The sequence below is a fragment of the Methanolobus vulcani genome, assembly GCF_900100715.1.
Classification (GTDB): domain Archaea; phylum Halobacteriota; class Methanosarcinia; order Methanosarcinales; family Methanosarcinaceae; genus Methanolobus; species Methanolobus vulcani.
The window spans coordinates 92437-108266 of sequence record NZ_FNCA01000002.1 but is presented as its reverse complement, the minus strand read 5'-3'; the positions used below and the strand labels follow the sequence as shown (position 1 = coordinate 108266).

Sequence of the window (15830 nt, the reverse complement as noted above, 5' to 3'; positions counted from 1 at the left end):
GAAATAATGTCAGAAACACTTTCCACTATTTCTGATAAGGAATATAATGAACTTCTAGCAGGAGACGGACATTTAGTATACGAAACAAAATCGAATCACAAAAAAGAGATTAATGATAATAAAGAGATAGATGTTTCTATTTATCGCAATATAGCTGATAGGATTGGTTCTTGTGAAACAAGGGATGAGGCATATCAAATTATTGAAAATGAAGCTATGTTGAAAACTAAGAAAGATTTGCTAGCATTAACACAAGCATCTGAAATACATACGAATAAAAATGACAGTCGTGAGCAGATTAAAGAGAAAATCGTTGAGTCGTTAGTTGGATTTAAAATTCGCTCAGATTCAATAAAAAATATAGACTTGAAATGAAAATTGGTTCGTTCAAGTTTTTAAGTATCAACTGAATCACAGTAATTCAAAACTATTGGTTCAGAGATATTAGAATTTTTACCGTGCAACTCTGCTCAAGATACAAGGCTAGATAATCCGGTCCACATATTTCGAACTTTTAATCAACAGTTCTTGTATGATATCAATTGTAATATATTATAATGATATATGAATATGCTATTCATTCAAGATTGAAATTAATCAACATTATTTTTCATTTTTGCTGACTTCGATATATGTTTTGTAATTAAATTACCATATCTTATTTATTCTTTAGAATAAAATAGATAGATATAAATCACAAGCTCACCGTTTGTTCAAAGTAATTTTAGGGATGAAAACAATGGATGAAGTTCAGATAAAAGTTGAGAAAGCCCATCCTAACGATTTTGGAAGGGGAATTATACGTCTGGATCCTACTACACTCTTAAGCCTGCAACTCTCTCCCGGAGACATAGTTGAGATAGAAGGAAAGAGGAAGACAGCAGCCAAGGTATGGAGAGCTGAAAGGCAGGACTGGGGTCAGGGAATCGTCAGGATTGACGGTTTTATCAGGCAGAACGCCGGAGTCGGAATCGGTGAGAGGATTACCGTAAGGAAAGCGGAGGTTATTACTGCTACAAAAGTAGTTCTGGCACCTCCTGAAGGAGTTTCCATGGAATATGGTGACCACATCAGCGAGATAATCAAACGAAATATAATGAAGCGTCCTCTGGTTGAAGGCGACATCATCCCTATTATAAGCTCAATGACACAGCCTATGACCAGCCAGATGGGTGGCGGACAGGCAATTCCGCTTATAGCTGTTGAAACTGATCCAAAAGAAGAGATCCTTATAATCGGAGAGTTCACTGAAATCGAACTTCGCCAGAAACCTGTTCGTGGTTATGACGGTGCTACCCGCGGAGTTACCTACGAAGATATTGGAGGACTTGGTTCAGAGATACAGCGTGTAAGGGAAATGATAGAACTTCCACTCAAGCACCCGGAACTGTTCCAGAGACTCAATATTGAGCCACCAAAGGGAATTATACTCTACGGACCACCTGGTACAGGTAAAACACTTATCGCAAAGGCAGTTGCAAACGAATCCAGGGCTAATTTCCTCTACATCGCAGGTCCTGAGATCATGGGTAAATATTACGGAGAAAGTGAGGAGCGTATCCGTAAGATATTCGAGGAAGCCGAGGATGAGGCACCTTCTATCATATTCATTGATGAGATAGATTCCATCGCACCAAAAAGGCAGAATGTCACTGGAGAAGTTGAGCGCAGAGTTGTAGCTCAGCTGCTTACAATGATGGATGGCCTTGAGGAAAGAGGACAGGTCGTTGTAATAGGTGCTACAAACCGCGTTGATGCGATCGACCCTGCACTTAGAAGACCAGGAAGGTTTGACAGGGAGATCGAGATAGGAGTTCCGGATACCGATGACCGTCTTGAAATAATGCAGATTCATACGCGTGGTGTGCCTCTTGCAGAAGATGTCGATGAGGAGTTCCTTGATCATATTGCAAAACACACACAGGCATTTGTGGGTGCAGACCTCCTGGCACTTGTTCAGGAAGCTGCAATGCGCTCATTGAGGAGAGCACTACCTGATATCAACCTCGAAGATGAAGACATACCACAGGAAATTCTTGAGACCATTGTTGTCTGCAAGGACGACTTTGAGAATGCTCTAAGAGAGATCGAGCCTTCTGCAATGAGAGAAGTACTTGTAGAGGTCCCTGATGTCAGATGGGATGATGTTGGAGGACTGGACAAAGCCAAGCAGGAGATCAAGGAAGCTGTGGAATGGCCACTCACAAGACCAGACAGATTTGTGAGCATGGGAATCAAACCACCAAAAGGAGTTCTGCTCTTTGGACCGCCCGGAACCGGAAAAACACTGATGGCGCAGGCAGTTGCGAATGAATCAAATGCCAATTTCATTAGTGTTAAAGGACCACAGATGTTGTCCAAATGGGTTGGAGAATCTGAAAAGGCCATAAGGGAAACTTTCAAGAAAGCAAGGCAGGTTGCACCATGTATTGTATTCTTTGATGAGATAGATTCCATTGCACCCATGAGAAGTGCCATATCAGAGGATTCAAAGGTTTCAGAGAGAATTGTGAATCAACTTCTTACAGAACTGGACGGTCTTGAGCCATTGAAGGAAATAATAGTTGTTGCCGCAACCAACAGGCCGGACATTATTGACCCTGCTCTTTTAAGATCAGGAAGGTTTGACAGAATGGTACTTGTGGGACAGTCCACTTATTCCGGAAGAAAACAGATATTCAAGATCCACTCTAAGAACATCCCACTTGGAGATGATGTTACAATCGATGACCTTGCAGCCATGACAGAGGGATTTGTAGGAGCTGACATCGAAGCAGTATGCAGAGAAGCTGTAATGCTTTCGCTCAGGGATAACTTTGATGCAGAGAAGGTCGGAATGAAATACTTCAAGGAAGCTCTTAACAAGGTAAGACCCACACTGTCAGAGAATCTTGTGGACTACTACGAGAAAATACAGGCACAGTTCAAGGGTGGCATCAAGAAAGAAGAAGCAAGTTCTTATATAGGATACAGATAAATATATGAAAAATTTAGATGTGATTATTATATCAAGGGGCGAATGAAAATGGCAAATGTCTTTGCAAAAAACCTTTCGAGCAAACAGGTAATGGCAACAGATGGAACGGAGATTGGTATATTATATAATATAGTAATGGATATCAGGACAGGCGAGCTCATTGACCTTATAGTAAAACCGGACATGAGCCTTGATACTTCCAAATACAAGACCGATGAGCAGTACATACTTCTGCCCTTTGAATCTGTCAGAGCCATAAAGGACTACATCGTTGTTGACAAGAATATAGCCCGCGGCTTAAATCCGGAACCTGTAGAAATATGATCACACCGGCTGCAGAGATTGTCTTGCAGCCTTATATTTTCTTTATTAACTAGAATTGATCAGATCAAGCCGCTTGATTGCAGATAATCTATCGCTTCCACAGTGCCATCGCCATAACTTGCTTCACTGACATAATCCGCAATATCTTTTAAGAAATCATCAGCATTGCCTACGGCAACTGCAAACCCTGCCTCCTGAAGCATTTCCAGATCATTTATCGAATCACCTATGGCTACAAAATCAGTGGTTTCAAGAGCCATAAGCTCTGCCATTTTAAAAAGTCCGGTTCCCTTGTTGATCTTTTTACTCTTTATATGTATGGCAAAATGTGTGTCTATAATCTCTATGTTTGGGAAATGTGTTCCAAGCACCTCACGTGCTTTTTCCACATCAAAATTACTCCTGAGGACTATTTCAGTTCTTCTGTGAACCGAATCAAGTTTTTCCATATCAAACCCAGAAGAAAGGAACTCGTAGGCTTCCTCACATTCGTGGATCACATCAGAAACTATTGGCTCATTATCAAACCCATCAACTATGACACCACCATTCTCTGCTATTATATTGCAGCATACTCCTACAAGTTTGGCTGCGGCTTTGGCATAACAGAGAACATTCCCCGTGGCGATCACAACGGGAACGTCAAGTGTACGCAATTTGGCAGCAGCATTCAGGCTAAGCTTGCGATCCCTGTGAGTAATGGTTCCATCGATGTCAATTACAATGGCCTTGAATTTCATAAGCATTAGAAGACAATGAGAGATAAAAGTGTTTTCAATGACGTGATTCACAGATAAGAAAAAAGCTCGAATAAAAATACATAATACAAAAATATGACTTCAAAACAGAAGAAAGAGAAAGAATTCTCCAAAAAGGAGAATCGTTTACTGTTTTTCAATATCATGGATCGCGCAGACCAGGTGTGGTTACGGAAATAATTGCTTCACCATCAGGAAGGTTTGGAGAATCCACGAGTTTGACAATTCTCTTATCCCCCTTGGATTTACGCAGGTAAAGCCTGAAAGTTGCAGTGTGTCCTACTATGTGACCACCTATTGGCTTGGTTGGATCACCGAAGAATGCATCCGGTTTTGACATAACCTGATTTGTAACTATGACTGAGGCATTATAGAGGTCACCACATTTTTGCAGACCGTGCAGATGTTTGTTGAGTTTCTGCTGCCTATCTGCCAGTGTTCCTCTTCCGATATATTCTGCCCTGAAATGAGCTGTCAGGGAATCCACAATGAAAAGTCTGACTGGCATGTCACTATCCTTTAACTCATTTGCAAGTTCCATTGCAGAATCTACAAGAAGGATCTGGTGATTGGAATTGTATGCACGTGCAACATGGATGTGTTTCAGGAACTCTTCTGGATCGTATTCCTGGCCATATTTCTCGGACAGACCTTCAACCATCTGTTTGATCCTTTCAGGTCTGAAAGTATTCTCAGTATCGATAATAACCACAGAGCCACTGAGTCCGCCCTGTTCCTTTGGTAATTGTACATTTACAGCAAGCTGATGTGCAACCTGTGTTTTACCTGAACCGAATTCACCATAGAGTTCAGTAATTGCCTGTGTGTCGATGCCACCGCCCATCATTTCATCAAACTCAGTACATCCTGTGGAAAGCTTACCCACAAGCTTCCTGCGTTCCATCACAATGTCTCCCGTCTCAAAGCCGCCTATATCAGCAGACTGACGGGCTGCAAGAATTATCTTCGATGCAGTTGATTCACCAATTTCAGCTGCCGTTGCAAGCTCGGCTGGAGAGGATACAGCAATAGCCTCAACGGTTGTAAAACCGGCATCTTTTAACTTCTGTGCGGTCGCCGGGCCGACATGGTCCAGTTCTTCCAATAACACTTCTGACATTTATCTTAACTCCTGGGTGCACATGTTTTCTTCTGGTGCACAATTCGATTACCTAATTGATTTTTGAGTATATATACCTGAAGAGAGCAGGGTGAAAGTATTATTTATAACATATATTGTATGCCTACAACAAAACTTATCATTAAAACCAATCATTAAGGAAGCAATGGCCAGAGTAGTACTAGGCGGAACTTTCGAATGTCTGCATGACGGACACAGGGAACTTATCCACAAAGCATTCGAACTTGCCGGAAACAATGGAATTGTGGACATCGGGCTTACATCCAATGAAATGGCAAACAAACGTCCACGTCATGTTCCGGATTATGATGTAAGGAAGAAAAAGCTCCTTGATTACATCAACATGATATCAGAAGGCCAGGAATATACAATACTGGAACTCAATGAGCCCTTCGGAAAAACACTTGAAACGGACTATGACTACATCGTGGTTTCACCGGAAACAAATTCTGTTGCACTGAAGATAAACCAGCTAAGAAGTGAGAAGAACATGAAAAAAATTAAGATCATCAAGGTGGAGTTTGTTCTTGCAGATGACAAGATTCCCATATCCTCAACAAGAATAGCCCACGGTGAGATTGATATTCACGGGCATCTGAAATAAGATTTTATTTTTCGGAACATAATTTTATAAACTATTTTCTACAACTACTGTCCATGGGAAGAGTATTCAACGAAATGGACAATCAGATCTTTAACAAGCTTGCACCTGAGCTCAGTGGGAACACAATGTCAAATGCAGGTCATAACTATCCTTTTATTCTCAGACCGGTGTCCCACAAAATCGCAGTGGATGCCGATGACTTCAGGGCAAGAATGGATAAACTGGACATAGAAGAAATGGAATATCTTTTCCAGCTTGCCATGGAAGGCAAAGAGGACATCAGATCCCTTGAAGAAGAAGATGTTGACACCTTTATTGAACTGGTAGAGGAAAAGCTCTCAACAGAAAAGATGAAGGAGCTCAAAGCTAAGCTTGGAATGGCATGATGAAACCTTCACAACTGCTTTTTGGAACTGCAGGTACGCCTAAAAGTTCCAGAAAGAGAAACAGTATTTCAGGTATCGAAAGAGTTAAAGAACTTGGACTTGGCTGCATGGAACTTGAATTTGTCCGTGGGGTCAAGATGGGCGAGGCTACTGCGGCTGATGTGCGGAAGAGATCACAGGATGAAGATATCTCGCTGAGCGTTCATGGTCCATACTACATAAATCTGAACTCACAGGAGCCTGAAAAGATAGATGCCAGTATCGAAAGGATATACAGATCATCAAGAATTGGCAGTCTTTGCGGTGCAAGGAATATCGTGTTCCACCCGGCATATTACCATAAGGATCAGCCGGAGAAGGTCTATGAGAAGGTATTCTCATTGCTGGAACAACTGGAATCCAGGCTTAACGATGAAGGCATAGAAGTGATACTCCGTCCTGAAACTACGGGAAAGGGAACACAATTTGGCAGTCTTGAAGAAAACGTAAGGCTTGGAGCAGAGCTTGAGAACGTACTCCCATGCATTGATTTTGCACACCTGCATGCAAGAAGTAATGGTGCTGAGAACAGCTATGATGAGTTCTCTGCAACTCTGGAACTTGTTGAGAATGAACTTGGCAGGGAAGGACTTGACGATATGCACATGCATGTTTCAGGTATAGAATACAGCGAAAAAGGTGAGAGGAATCACCTGAATCTTGACGATTCGGACATGCAATACTCAGAACTTATGCATGCTCTTAAAGACTTTAAAGTAAAAGGTCTGTTGATATGTGAAAGTCCTGATAATGAAGTGGATGCCCTTTTGTTAAAAACAACTTATGATAGATTGTAAAACTTCATTATAACATGTGAATAAAAATATTAAATCAGGCTTCCTGTTTTGGATTTACAACAGTTACAGGTATGTTAATTCCACTTTTTTGCATATAATCTTTTATTCTTTCCAGCGCATGCCCAACCATCCCCCCATTAGTGAGAATAAGACAACGCTGACCTGCAAGGGAATTAAGTATGGAACGATCTACAACCCCGGCTGTTATATGAAGATAGATATCATCCCTTTCAGCCAATACCTTGCTTTGTTTACCCATGGCACCAATACACTCGATCTCATCCCTGGATATTATATCTATAAGCTCATCTTTGGTATAATGTTCCGTATCATATATTCCAATTGATCCTGCCCTATAGGGACGACGGTCCATCTCTACAATTGCAAGGCCATCTTCATGAATATGGAGAACCTTGCAGTTTGCGGCCTCATAGCCGGAATCCGGCGCATAATCACCATATAATATACCAAGGTTGATGTTGTCTCCTTCTTTCACCTCAGATGGTACTTTAGCCCATAATAATTGCTGTGAACGTAGTGAATGAACAAGGTCAGGAATATCACGGGGACAGCATTGAGGCTTTACAAGACCTCTGCGTTTGATCTCTTCGTATATCTCAAGTGTAACAGGTCTTCTAAGATATGCAGCTTTCAGATTTTCGTCATGCATAAAAATGGCTTCAGGAGTACCTTCACTGATCACTTTATGCTCATTCATCAGGAAAACATAATCTGCCCAGCCATATGCCAGATTCACATCATGCGTGGATATTATTATTGTTTTTCCAAAGTAGTTCAGCTCATTGAGCAAATCCATAACTTCGTCTGCACCTACAGGATCCAGATTTGCAAGAGGTTCATCAAGAACTATGACCTCCGGATCCATGGCAACAACACCAGCTATGGCAACCCTCTTTTTCTGCCCTCCACTTAAATGATGAGGAGGCTTGTCTTTTAGATGTGTAAGTCCCACGTATTCAAGAGTATCATGAACTATTTTTGTGACCCTATCTTTCGGATAGTCGAGATTTGTGGGCCCAAAAGCCACATCCTGATAAATAGTAGGGGCAAATATCTGATCATCTGAATTCTGGAAAACGATACCTACATTTTTCCGGACCTCCCTCAAGGACTTTGAGTCATATTTCATGGGCTTGCCGTGAAAGAGCACTTCTCCTTTCTGAGGCTTGTGAGTTCCGTTAAGTGTCATGAAAAGAGTTGATTTTCCCGAACCATTGCGACCAACAAAGGCTACCTTCTTTCCTTTCTCTATTTTGATATTGATGCCCTCTAGTGCCAGAGTACCATCGGGATAAGAGTAACTTAGATCTTTAGTTTCTAAAATAACCAACATTTCACCTCAAATAAAAGACATGTCTCTTGTAAGAGAGAAGACGGACAGTACTATTACAAAATAAATTCCTGTCAGCAAAATATCCGGCATCTTTACCGGTCTTTTTTCATCATACATTATCAATTTGCCGTCATAACACCTGGAATTCATAGAAAGATATAGCTTTTCACCCTGCTCCCATGACCTTATAAACAGATTGGCACCAAGCATAACCATCGACCTGAACGATGTTTTAAAATCTCTATATCCGAGACGGACTGTCTGAGCATACTTTATATCCATTGCAACGTCAAGAAAAACAAAAATATAACGATACATCATCATCGCTATCTCAACAAAGGAATCCGGCAATTTTGCAGCCTTTAAAACAGAGAATAACTCTATCATGGGAGTTGTCAGGGACAGGAAAAACATACATGACATACCACTGATAGTACGAGCCAGCACGAGAATTGCCAGATTCAGACCGGCTGTATCCACGCCCAACCTGTGTCCCAGAATATCAAATCCAAAAAGTTCAGTACCAGAACCTGATAAGAAAGCAATTATTACCGAACTCACCAATACGAAACCGGCTGGAGCTGCAAGTATTTTTAAGTAGAATATTACAGGCACCTTGCTGAAGTGAACGGTTGCAATACCCATACAAAGAGCTATCACAAAGGGAGGGACCGGAGAATTGGAAGATACTCCTACAAGTATACCAAAGATCGTAATGGCCAGTTTAAGCCAGTTATTCTTTTCGCGCAGGGGGCTGTTCAAGGCATAGTCGTCCAGTACATGGGTCATGGTTTTCCCTGAGTCTAATATTTAATCAAGCAAATTTGTTTTTATAAAAGAGCTTTGCAATTAGGTTGATTGAGAGTCATATTAGATAAGAGTTCCGTTTTGCCGGATAAATTGCAATATTAAGAAATCACACTGGATTTACTTAACTAAAAAAATGAAAGAAGGTTTCTTATGAAACCTATTGCTGAACTGACTGATTCTTTCCCCTGTAATAACCAAAGAAGTAGCCAATGATAAGTGAACCTATGGCTGCCTGAAGGGCAAAGAGCAGACTTTCTATCTCACCACTTGGAGGTTCGAATGTTGGAATTCCGGGGTTCCATGGTTGATAATCAGGACTAATAGCAGTAATTACATTTTCAGCCTCGCCGTCCGCACCTCCGAATTCAGCGTTCGGATGTGCTAAAACCCCATAGAAGAACTGAGCAACAAAGAGAATTGCTATGATCCCTACAATGTATTCCAGTTTCATGACATAGCCCCCTTTAGTTTTTCGACTGCATCGGATGTAAGAACATCCAGATTAACAAGTACATCACTCTTGACCTGCACAACATACTTCATAATAAGGGCTGTAAGGGCGCCTTCCATGATTGCAAGAGGAACCTGTGTGGTTGCAAATACTGTTGCAAATGCTATGAACGATGAAAGGAAACCTGTCACAGTCAGGGAACCACCTGTAGGGAAGGCAAGAGACAGCTGGACAGATGTTGTCACATACGTAATCCAGTCAGCTATTGCCGTGGCCAGGAATATGTTAAGGTAAAAATTCATATTGGTTTTTGCAGCTGCTTTGTAGAATGCATATGCCACAAACGGACCTATTATACCCATGGATGCTACATTTGCCCCAAGAGTACTAATACCTCCATGAGCCAAGAAAAGAGCCTGGTATATGAGAACTATTACACCTAGTACTGCAGTTATTGAAGGTCCGAAAAGAACAGCTGCCATTCCGGTACCAGTGGGGTGTGAACAGCTTCCGGTCACAGAAGGAAGTTTTAGCGAAGATAACACAAAGATAAATGCACCAGCAACTGCTATAAGAGGTACAACTTCCCTTTTTTCACTTACAAGTTTATTCAGTTTGTACATACCATACAATATGACAGGGATAGAAAATACGAACCATAACTGCCACCATGGGGATGGCAAGAAGCCTTCGAATATATGCATTATTTTTCACCTTCCATTTTTGATCACCATAATCAATTAGAGTAGCATAGATAATCAACTAAATTTGTTTTAGCTACTGGATGTAATATGTTATGGTACTTAAACATAACGATTCACCCATGAGATTAATAATGTTTATTATTTAGCTAACAACAATAAAGCACGAGGAAACAGTAATTTACCTAATGTCTAACTAGTATCACCCAAAACGCCAGTTAAAGAATGCAGGCATAGTGATAATACTATGGTAAAAATAAAAACATAATAAGTTGATTTATTATAAAAAAATAGAGAAGACAATAAGTAAATTGAATTATTGCACAACCATAATGCAATATACATCAGAAGTATTAACCGGTGGCTCTTCCATAGTACCGCTTGCAGCACGCTCGTCGGGATAACCGATGTTTTCGTATATATGAAGTTTACCGGTCACACCCATACCTCGAAGAAGTGCTCCAACCTCTTTTACACCAAAATTCTCAGCGGGCAACAGGAAAATATTCTTATTGAGCCCGACCTCCCTTATCAGAGCTTCTTTTGCAGGAGCAGGATCCCTGCCATGTGCTGTGATTATTGCAAGAGTTGACATGTCCACATGGAAACGGGCACATGCAGCCTGAACAGATGAAACACCAGTAACAACTCTGTCCTTTTCGGTTGCGAATTTCCCAAGTCCTGAGAACATCGGATCGCCGGTTGAGAGTACGACCGCATCCTCTGGAAGAAGATGGAGATTCTTATAATCCTTAATTATATGAGCTTCACATTTGATGAACTCTTCAACAAGTTCTATGGAACGTTTTGAACCATACACAACAGGAGCATTACTGATTACATCTATGGCTTCCTGGGTCAACATGTTCGGACCAACGCCAACGCCCACTACGATCATATTCACTCACCACTGTCCATCAACACTGTACCGTCCCTGTCAACAACAACGATACGTGCACCATTGCCTTTCTCCACAGCCATATTAAATGCCTGCTTAAGGCGCTCATTCTCCGGGTCAAGTTCTATCATCTCAACAACCGTAGCAAAGCCGCTGTCCTTTAACATATCAGGATTGCCCCATTTCAGTACAAGTCCCGGCAGTCCACAGATAACCACATCACCATGTGCAGAATCAAGAGCCTCGGATATGCGGCTTCCTGCAAGAACAACGGTGTGGTCAGGGAAAAGCATGGTAGAATAACGAATACCGACCCTGCCTGTGGTGAGAACCACTTTGTCAGAGTGTCTTATAAGATCACCTTTCATTTCACCGAGGTGATCATTCCAGGGTTCCACAAATCCCGTACTTCCAAGAATAGAGATACCGTCAATGATACCAATACGACTGTTCAGGGTCTGCTTGGCAATTTCCTTACCCCTTGGAAGATAGATAGTTACTTCAGCACCCTTAAGTCCAAGCTCGTCCACAGCTTCCTTGATGGATTCCCTTATCTGTTTCATAGGACCGGGATTTATTGCCGGATGGCCTTTCTTGGATTCAAGACCACTACGGGTGACAATTCCTATACCTTCACCTGCATAGACATTAATGCCTTCAGCTTCCCTGGCATCGGCAACGAATTCAAGACCCCTTGTGATATCAGATTCATGATCGTTATTCATCTTCACTGCAACAGCGTGTCCCTTGCTTCCTGTGACATCCATCTCTGCCCTGAGTCCGACAGACGTTGGAACTGAAATATGGTTCACATCACCGCCCAGGGAAAGAACAGCCGCCTTTGCAGCCATTGCCGCAGTGGTTCCGGTAGTATATCCTCTCTTTAGTACAGAACCATCGCTCAGAACTACAAGAGTTCCGTTCTTTATACCTTCTTCAAGCTCTTCACGTGGCATTTTAGAACGATCCAGCCATTCGTCTGGGATCCTGGATTTGTTTACCGGGTCGATCATCTCAGGTCAATTGTAATTAATACTTTTAAAATCTACCGACTCTATCCGGTCCTTTTGAACAGCTTTGCCAGTTCATCCTTTGAGAAGGAAATCATAGTTGGACGACCATGCGGACATGTGTAAGGATTACTGCAGTTCATCAACTGACGTATGAGTTCTTCCATTTGTTTAGTATTACAGATCGCACCGGCCTTGATAGCTGCGCGACATGCCATGGTACTGCAAAGAAGGTCATAGCGTTCTGTATCTTCCTTTACTCTGCCAACTGATAGAAGATCTGATATTATATCATGGATCACATCAGTATCCTCAAGTTTACCGAAGATGCTGGGAACAGTGGTCACAACATAGCTCTTCAGGCCGAATTCCGATATAGAGAAACCCATTTCCTCAAGCTGCGGAATAAAATCTTCAATGATTGCTATCTCTTTCTGGCTCAGGTCAAGTGTTACCGGAGTAATAAGTTCCTGCCAGCCCATATCCTGCATCCTCAGCACCTGCTCATACATAATACGCTCATGCGCTGCATGTTGGTCGATAAGCACAAGCTTGCTGTCCATTTCTGTAAGAATATAAAGATCGGCATACTGGCCGAATACCTTCACTCCCGATGGATAAAATGTTGCGTTCAGTTCTTCCAGATCCTCCGAGACTTCAGAACTTACATTCATCTGAAGCCTTTCACTTCTTTTCAGGCGGCGTTGCGTATCTTTAGCAGGATAATGATAAGGCTCTTTTTCTTCTTTGGCAAGATTTGCTTTTGCCTTTTCAACAGGTTCCTCATCTGAAATTATGATTGGAGAAGAAGCTTCGTAGTCTGAAGTTAGTTCTCGAGGAGCTGGCTTCTCTGCCTTAGAAGTTTTATCCTCCTGCAAATCACAGGATGATTTTGATAAATTTGATAAATCTGGTAAAGATGTTGCCTGTGCAGAAGAAACAGAAAACTCAGAAGGTTTTTCAGATTCTGCTGAATCATATGTTACTGGTTTGTCTGCCGAAGCACTTGAAGAAGATGAAATTTGTTTAGTTTCTGAAATATTTAAACGGGACTGAACTGGAACATCCTTTTTATTCAATTGAACTTCAGGTACCAGAGAATCCTTTGCAAGTGCTTCCTCTACAGCAGCTATGATTATGACACCAATTTCTTTTTCATGACTAAGCCTGACTTCCCTCTTTGCCGGATGTACATTTACATCAACGTTCACAGGGTTGATAATGAAGTTAAGGAAAGCTGCCGGATAGCGACCTTTTGGCAGTAAAGTGTAATAACCAAGTCTTACGGCATTGCTAAGCTGATTTGAATATATGGGTCTGCCATTGATGAAAAATACCTGAAAGTCCTTTCCACTTCTTGTGAATTCCGGTTTTGATACATATCCTGAGATCGTCAGGAGATCTGATTCATATTCCAGTGGAACAAGGGAACGTGCAACGTCAGCACCATACAAATGCACAATGCTGTCAAGCATCTTTACAGAAGATGGTGAGCGAAGGTTCACTTTACCATCTATGACCAGAGTAAATGAAACATCGGGATGTGACAAAGCGTTTCTTGAGACGACATCAACGATATGAGCCAGTTCAGTTCTGGCAGTCTTAAGATATTTCCTGCGTGCAGGAGTACTATAAAAAAGGTCATTGACAAGAATATTGGTTCCTACTGCAGCACCCGTGGTAGTTATGTTCTTGATCCCACTGGTGTCAACCACGACCTTTGTGCCTTCTATTTCACTTTCCTGTCGGGTGACCAGTTCCACACGAGCAACCGAAGCAATGGAAGCAAGAGCTTCACCCCTAAATCCCATTGTAAGAATGGAATCCAGGTCTTCGATGCTGTTTATCTTACTGGTGGCATGCTTTTTAAAGGCCATTGAAGCATCAGTATGACTCATTCCAACGCCATTGTCTATGACATGGATACTTTTCGTGCCATACCCCCCTATTTCCACTCGAACATCGGTTGCATGGGCATCAATAGAGTTCTCAATTAGCTCTTTTACCACTGACGCAGGACGCTCAATAACTTCTCCTGCTGCTATTTTATTGATGGTGGACTCATCCAGTAATTTTATTCTGGAACCTTTGATATCACATGATCTCTCAGTCATTTTCCACTTCCTGTCCACGGCAAGTACAGACAATTAAACAATAAATGAAGACAATAAATTCAGTTCTCCAACCCATCACGGCAAAAATATCTTGTTGTTAGTATTTTTGTTTTTTCATTGGGAAAGTTCCACTAACCCCCTACAGATAACTTTCTACCTTAATTTGATACCTATGAAAAATTATGACTGACGAACAACAGAATTATATCATTTCATGTTATCAAAAAGCAACATCAAATAAGAAGGCTTTACATGGACAATTCCGGTAAACTAAAAAACATAGTTCCTTTATTAGCTCTTTTGACAGCATTCCCGGCTTTTTCTACAGACATGATACTGCCAGCGATACCGTCACTGGCACTTTTGTGGAACAAACCACTCTCAGTTGTTAACCTGATACTCATCGGTTTCTTTGTAACCTACGGATTCTCACTACTTTTCTATGGCCCGATATCTGACAGATACGGACGCAAGAAACCTCTGATAGCAGGCATCACATTATACATAATTGCTAGTGTCCTTTGTGCTACAGCCAGCGGCGCAACAGCACTTATCATATTCAGAATATTGCAGGCTGCCGGAGCTGCTGCAAGTGCATCCCTTTCCATGGCAATGACAAAGGATATCTTTGCAGGAAACGAAAGGCAGAGAATACTTGCATACATTGCAGTCATAATGGCGCTTGCACCAATGTTCGCACCTATTGTCGGTGGATGGATACTTGCATACATGTCATGGCACTGGATATTCATTGCTCAAGGTGCAATGGGACTTATCGGTCTTCTTGGCGTCATCAGAACACCGGAGACATTGAAAGAGCCAACAATAGTTCCTATCTCAAAGGTCATGAACTCTTATGGAAGCCTGCTGCTCAACACAAATTACGTGGTCATGGTGCTCGTGATGTCTATCAGCCTGTTGCCGCTTTATAGTTTCATTGCAGGTTCTTCAGCCCTGTACATCAACAAATTTGGAATGAGCGAACAGACTTTCAGTTACTTCTTTGCTTTCAATGCCCTCGCACTCATGACAGGATCAATGTCATGCCTGAAACTCACAGACAGGATAAATCCCAAACACCTCATGACTGCCGGCTTTGCAGGAATTACAATCGGGGCCGCCCTTATACTCACAATAGGACATTACGGACCCTGGGCATTTGCACTCCCAATGGCACTCATCACATATTCCATAGGAATCAGCAGGCCACCGAGCAACCATCTGGTACTTGAACAGGTACAAAAGGATGCCGGTGCTGCATCCTCCCTGTTGATATTCACATATTTCACACTTGGAGCAGTCGGCATGTGGTTGGTATCACAGGAATGGATGGAACGTATGCAGATGCTTGGAATTATCACCCTGGTCTGTGGAATTGTTGTTTTTTCAGCCTGGATCATGTTGCAAAAAAGAGGACTTGGTTCTGAACACTAGGACCAACGAAAATATCAGAAAATATAAGATAG

Annotated in this window: 16 protein-coding genes; 7 read left to right on the top strand and 9 right to left on the bottom strand. The window is 41.9% G+C overall.

What is annotated here, in order from left to right; genetic code table 11:
* Nucleotides 1–6: 6 nt before the first annotated feature.
* The 3 genes from BLP52_RS03030 (at nt 7) to BLP52_RS03020 (ending at nt 3301) form a co-directional block, all read left to right on the top strand.
* Nucleotides 7–375, top strand: coding sequence for a hypothetical protein (locus tag BLP52_RS03030; RefSeq protein WP_154717778.1), 369 nt, complete (start codon nt 7–9; stop codon nt 373–375).
* A 364-nt stretch (nt 376–739) separates the two neighbouring features.
* Nucleotides 740–2977, top strand: a complete 2238-nt coding sequence (locus tag BLP52_RS03025; protein WP_091708603.1) for a CDC48 family AAA ATPase — start codon at nt 740–742, stop codon at nt 2975–2977.
* Nucleotides 2978–3025: 48 nt separating this feature from the next.
* A complete protein-coding gene (locus BLP52_RS03020) occupies nt 3026–3301 on the top strand; it encodes a PRC-barrel domain-containing protein (protein ID WP_091709155.1) in 276 nt (91 codons plus the stop codon).
* Between the two features lie 59 nt (nt 3302–3360).
* Here BLP52_RS03020 and BLP52_RS03015 read toward each other — a convergent pair whose 3' ends face one another.
* Nucleotides 3361–4041: a phosphoglycolate phosphatase gene (locus tag BLP52_RS03015; RefSeq protein WP_091709153.1), complete on the bottom strand. Its 681-nt coding sequence runs from the start codon at nt 4039–4041 to the stop codon at nt 3361–3363.
* Nucleotides 4042–4201: 160 nt separating this feature from the next.
* Nucleotides 4202–5179, bottom strand: a complete 978-nt coding sequence (radA, locus tag BLP52_RS03010) for a DNA repair and recombination protein RadA (protein WP_091708602.1) — start codon at nt 5177–5179, stop codon at nt 4202–4204.
* A gap of 166 nt (nt 5180–5345) precedes the next feature.
* Between radA and BLP52_RS03005 the strand changes: the two genes are divergently transcribed.
* Genes BLP52_RS03005 through BLP52_RS02995 form a run of 3 tightly spaced genes read left to right on the top strand, consistent with a single transcriptional unit; the run spans nt 5346 to nt 7026 of the window.
* Complete coding sequence (locus tag BLP52_RS03005) at nt 5346–5804, top strand: phosphopantetheine adenylyltransferase (protein WP_091708600.1); 459 nt, start codon at nt 5346–5348, stop codon at nt 5802–5804.
* Nucleotides 5805–5857: 53 nt separating this feature from the next.
* Complete coding sequence (locus BLP52_RS03000; protein WP_091708599.1) at nt 5858–6190, top strand: hypothetical protein; 333 nt, start codon at nt 5858–5860, stop codon at nt 6188–6190.
* Nucleotides 6190–7026 carry a TIM barrel protein gene (locus tag BLP52_RS02995; protein WP_091709152.1) on the top strand — a complete coding sequence of 279 codons (837 nt, stop codon included), beginning with the start codon at nt 6190–6192 and terminating at the stop codon, nt 7024–7026. The genes BLP52_RS03000 and BLP52_RS02995 overlap by 1 nt, the downstream gene beginning before the upstream one ends.
* Before the next feature lie 34 nt (nt 7027–7060).
* On the opposite strand, the gene BLP52_RS02990 is transcribed toward BLP52_RS02995, so the two are convergent.
* The 7 genes from BLP52_RS02990 to mutL all read right to left on the bottom strand — a co-directional run bounded on the left by BLP52_RS02990 (nt 7061) and on the right by mutL (nt 14364).
* A complete protein-coding gene (locus tag BLP52_RS02990) occupies nt 7061–8377 on the bottom strand; it encodes an energy-coupling factor ABC transporter ATP-binding protein (RefSeq protein WP_091708597.1) in 1317 nt (438 codons plus the stop codon).
* Nucleotides 8378–8386: 9 nt separating this feature from the next.
* A complete protein-coding gene (gene cbiQ / locus BLP52_RS02985; protein WP_091708596.1) occupies nt 8387–9169 on the bottom strand; it encodes a cobalt ECF transporter T component CbiQ in 783 nt (260 codons plus the stop codon).
* A 178-nt stretch (nt 9170–9347) separates the two neighbouring features.
* On the bottom strand, nt 9348–9641 hold the full coding sequence (locus BLP52_RS02980; RefSeq protein ID WP_091708594.1) for an energy-coupling factor ABC transporter substrate-binding protein: 294 nt from the start codon (nt 9639–9641) through the stop codon (nt 9348–9350).
* Nucleotides 9638–10345, bottom strand: a complete 708-nt coding sequence (locus tag BLP52_RS02975; RefSeq protein ID WP_091708592.1) for an energy-coupling factor ABC transporter permease — start codon at nt 10343–10345, stop codon at nt 9638–9640. Before BLP52_RS02975 ends, BLP52_RS02980 begins: the two co-directional genes overlap by 4 nt.
* Nucleotides 10346–10658: 313 nt before the next feature.
* A complete protein-coding gene (locus BLP52_RS02970; protein ID WP_091708590.1) occupies nt 10659–11240 on the bottom strand; it encodes a cobalt-precorrin-7 (C(5))-methyltransferase in 582 nt (193 codons plus the stop codon).
* A 2-nt stretch (nt 11241–11242) separates the two neighbouring features.
* Nucleotides 11243–12253 carry a cobalt-precorrin-5B (C(1))-methyltransferase gene (locus BLP52_RS02965; RefSeq protein ID WP_091708588.1) on the bottom strand — a complete coding sequence of 337 codons (1011 nt, stop codon included), beginning with the start codon at nt 12251–12253 and terminating at the stop codon, nt 11243–11245.
* Between the two features lie 41 nt (nt 12254–12294).
* Nucleotides 12295–14364 (bottom strand): DNA mismatch repair endonuclease MutL, encoded by a 2070-nt coding sequence (gene mutL / locus BLP52_RS02960; protein WP_091708586.1) that lies wholly within the window; start codon nt 14362–14364, stop codon nt 12295–12297.
* A gap of 252 nt (nt 14365–14616) precedes the next feature.
* Here mutL and BLP52_RS02955 point away from each other — a divergent pair, with 252 nt between their 5' ends.
* On the top strand, nt 14617–15798 hold the full coding sequence (locus tag BLP52_RS02955; protein ID WP_091708584.1) for a multidrug effflux MFS transporter: 1182 nt from the start codon (nt 14617–14619) through the stop codon (nt 15796–15798).
* The last annotated feature ends 32 nt before the right edge of the window (nt 15799–15830 follow it).

What these genes read in the sequence shown, in the direction of transcription:
- BLP52_RS03020 (WP_091709155.1), top strand. Translation starts at nt 3,026, where the DNA reads ATGGCAAATGTCTTTGCAAAAAACCTTTCGAGCAAACAGGTAATGGCA.
- BLP52_RS02980 (WP_091708594.1), bottom strand. Translation starts at nt 9,641, where the DNA reads ATGAAACTGGAATACATTGTAGGGATCATAGCAATTCTCTTTGTTGCT.
- mutL (WP_091708586.1), bottom strand. Translation starts at nt 14,364, where the DNA reads ATGACTGAGAGATCATGTGATATCAAAGGTTCCAGAATAAAATTACTG.
- BLP52_RS03030 (WP_154717778.1), top strand. Translation starts at nt 7, where the DNA reads ATGTCAGAAACACTTTCCACTATTTCTGATAAGGAATATAATGAACTT.
- BLP52_RS02975 (WP_091708592.1), bottom strand. Translation starts at nt 10,345, where the DNA reads ATGCATATATTCGAAGGCTTCTTGCCATCCCCATGGTGGCAGTTATGG.
- BLP52_RS03000 (WP_091708599.1), top strand. Translation starts at nt 5,858, where the DNA reads ATGGGAAGAGTATTCAACGAAATGGACAATCAGATCTTTAACAAGCTT.
- BLP52_RS02995 (WP_091709152.1), top strand. Translation starts at nt 6,190, where the DNA reads ATGAAACCTTCACAACTGCTTTTTGGAACTGCAGGTACGCCTAAAAGT.
- BLP52_RS03005 (WP_091708600.1), top strand. Translation starts at nt 5,346, where the DNA reads ATGGCCAGAGTAGTACTAGGCGGAACTTTCGAATGTCTGCATGACGGA.
- radA (WP_091708602.1), bottom strand. Translation starts at nt 5,179, where the DNA reads ATGTCAGAAGTGTTATTGGAAGAACTGGACCATGTCGGCCCGGCGACC.
- cbiQ (WP_091708596.1), bottom strand. Translation starts at nt 9,169, where the DNA reads ATGACCCATGTACTGGACGACTATGCCTTGAACAGCCCCCTGCGCGAA.
- BLP52_RS02955 (WP_091708584.1), top strand. Translation starts at nt 14,617, where the DNA reads ATGGACAATTCCGGTAAACTAAAAAACATAGTTCCTTTATTAGCTCTT.
- BLP52_RS03015 (WP_091709153.1), bottom strand. Translation starts at nt 4,041, where the DNA reads ATGAAATTCAAGGCCATTGTAATTGACATCGATGGAACCATTACTCAC.
- BLP52_RS02965 (WP_091708588.1), bottom strand. Translation starts at nt 12,253, where the DNA reads ATGATCGACCCGGTAAACAAATCCAGGATCCCAGACGAATGGCTGGAT.
- BLP52_RS02970 (WP_091708590.1), bottom strand. Translation starts at nt 11,240, where the DNA reads ATGATCGTAGTGGGCGTTGGCGTTGGTCCGAACATGTTGACCCAGGAA.
- BLP52_RS03025 (WP_091708603.1), top strand. Translation starts at nt 740, where the DNA reads ATGGATGAAGTTCAGATAAAAGTTGAGAAAGCCCATCCTAACGATTTT.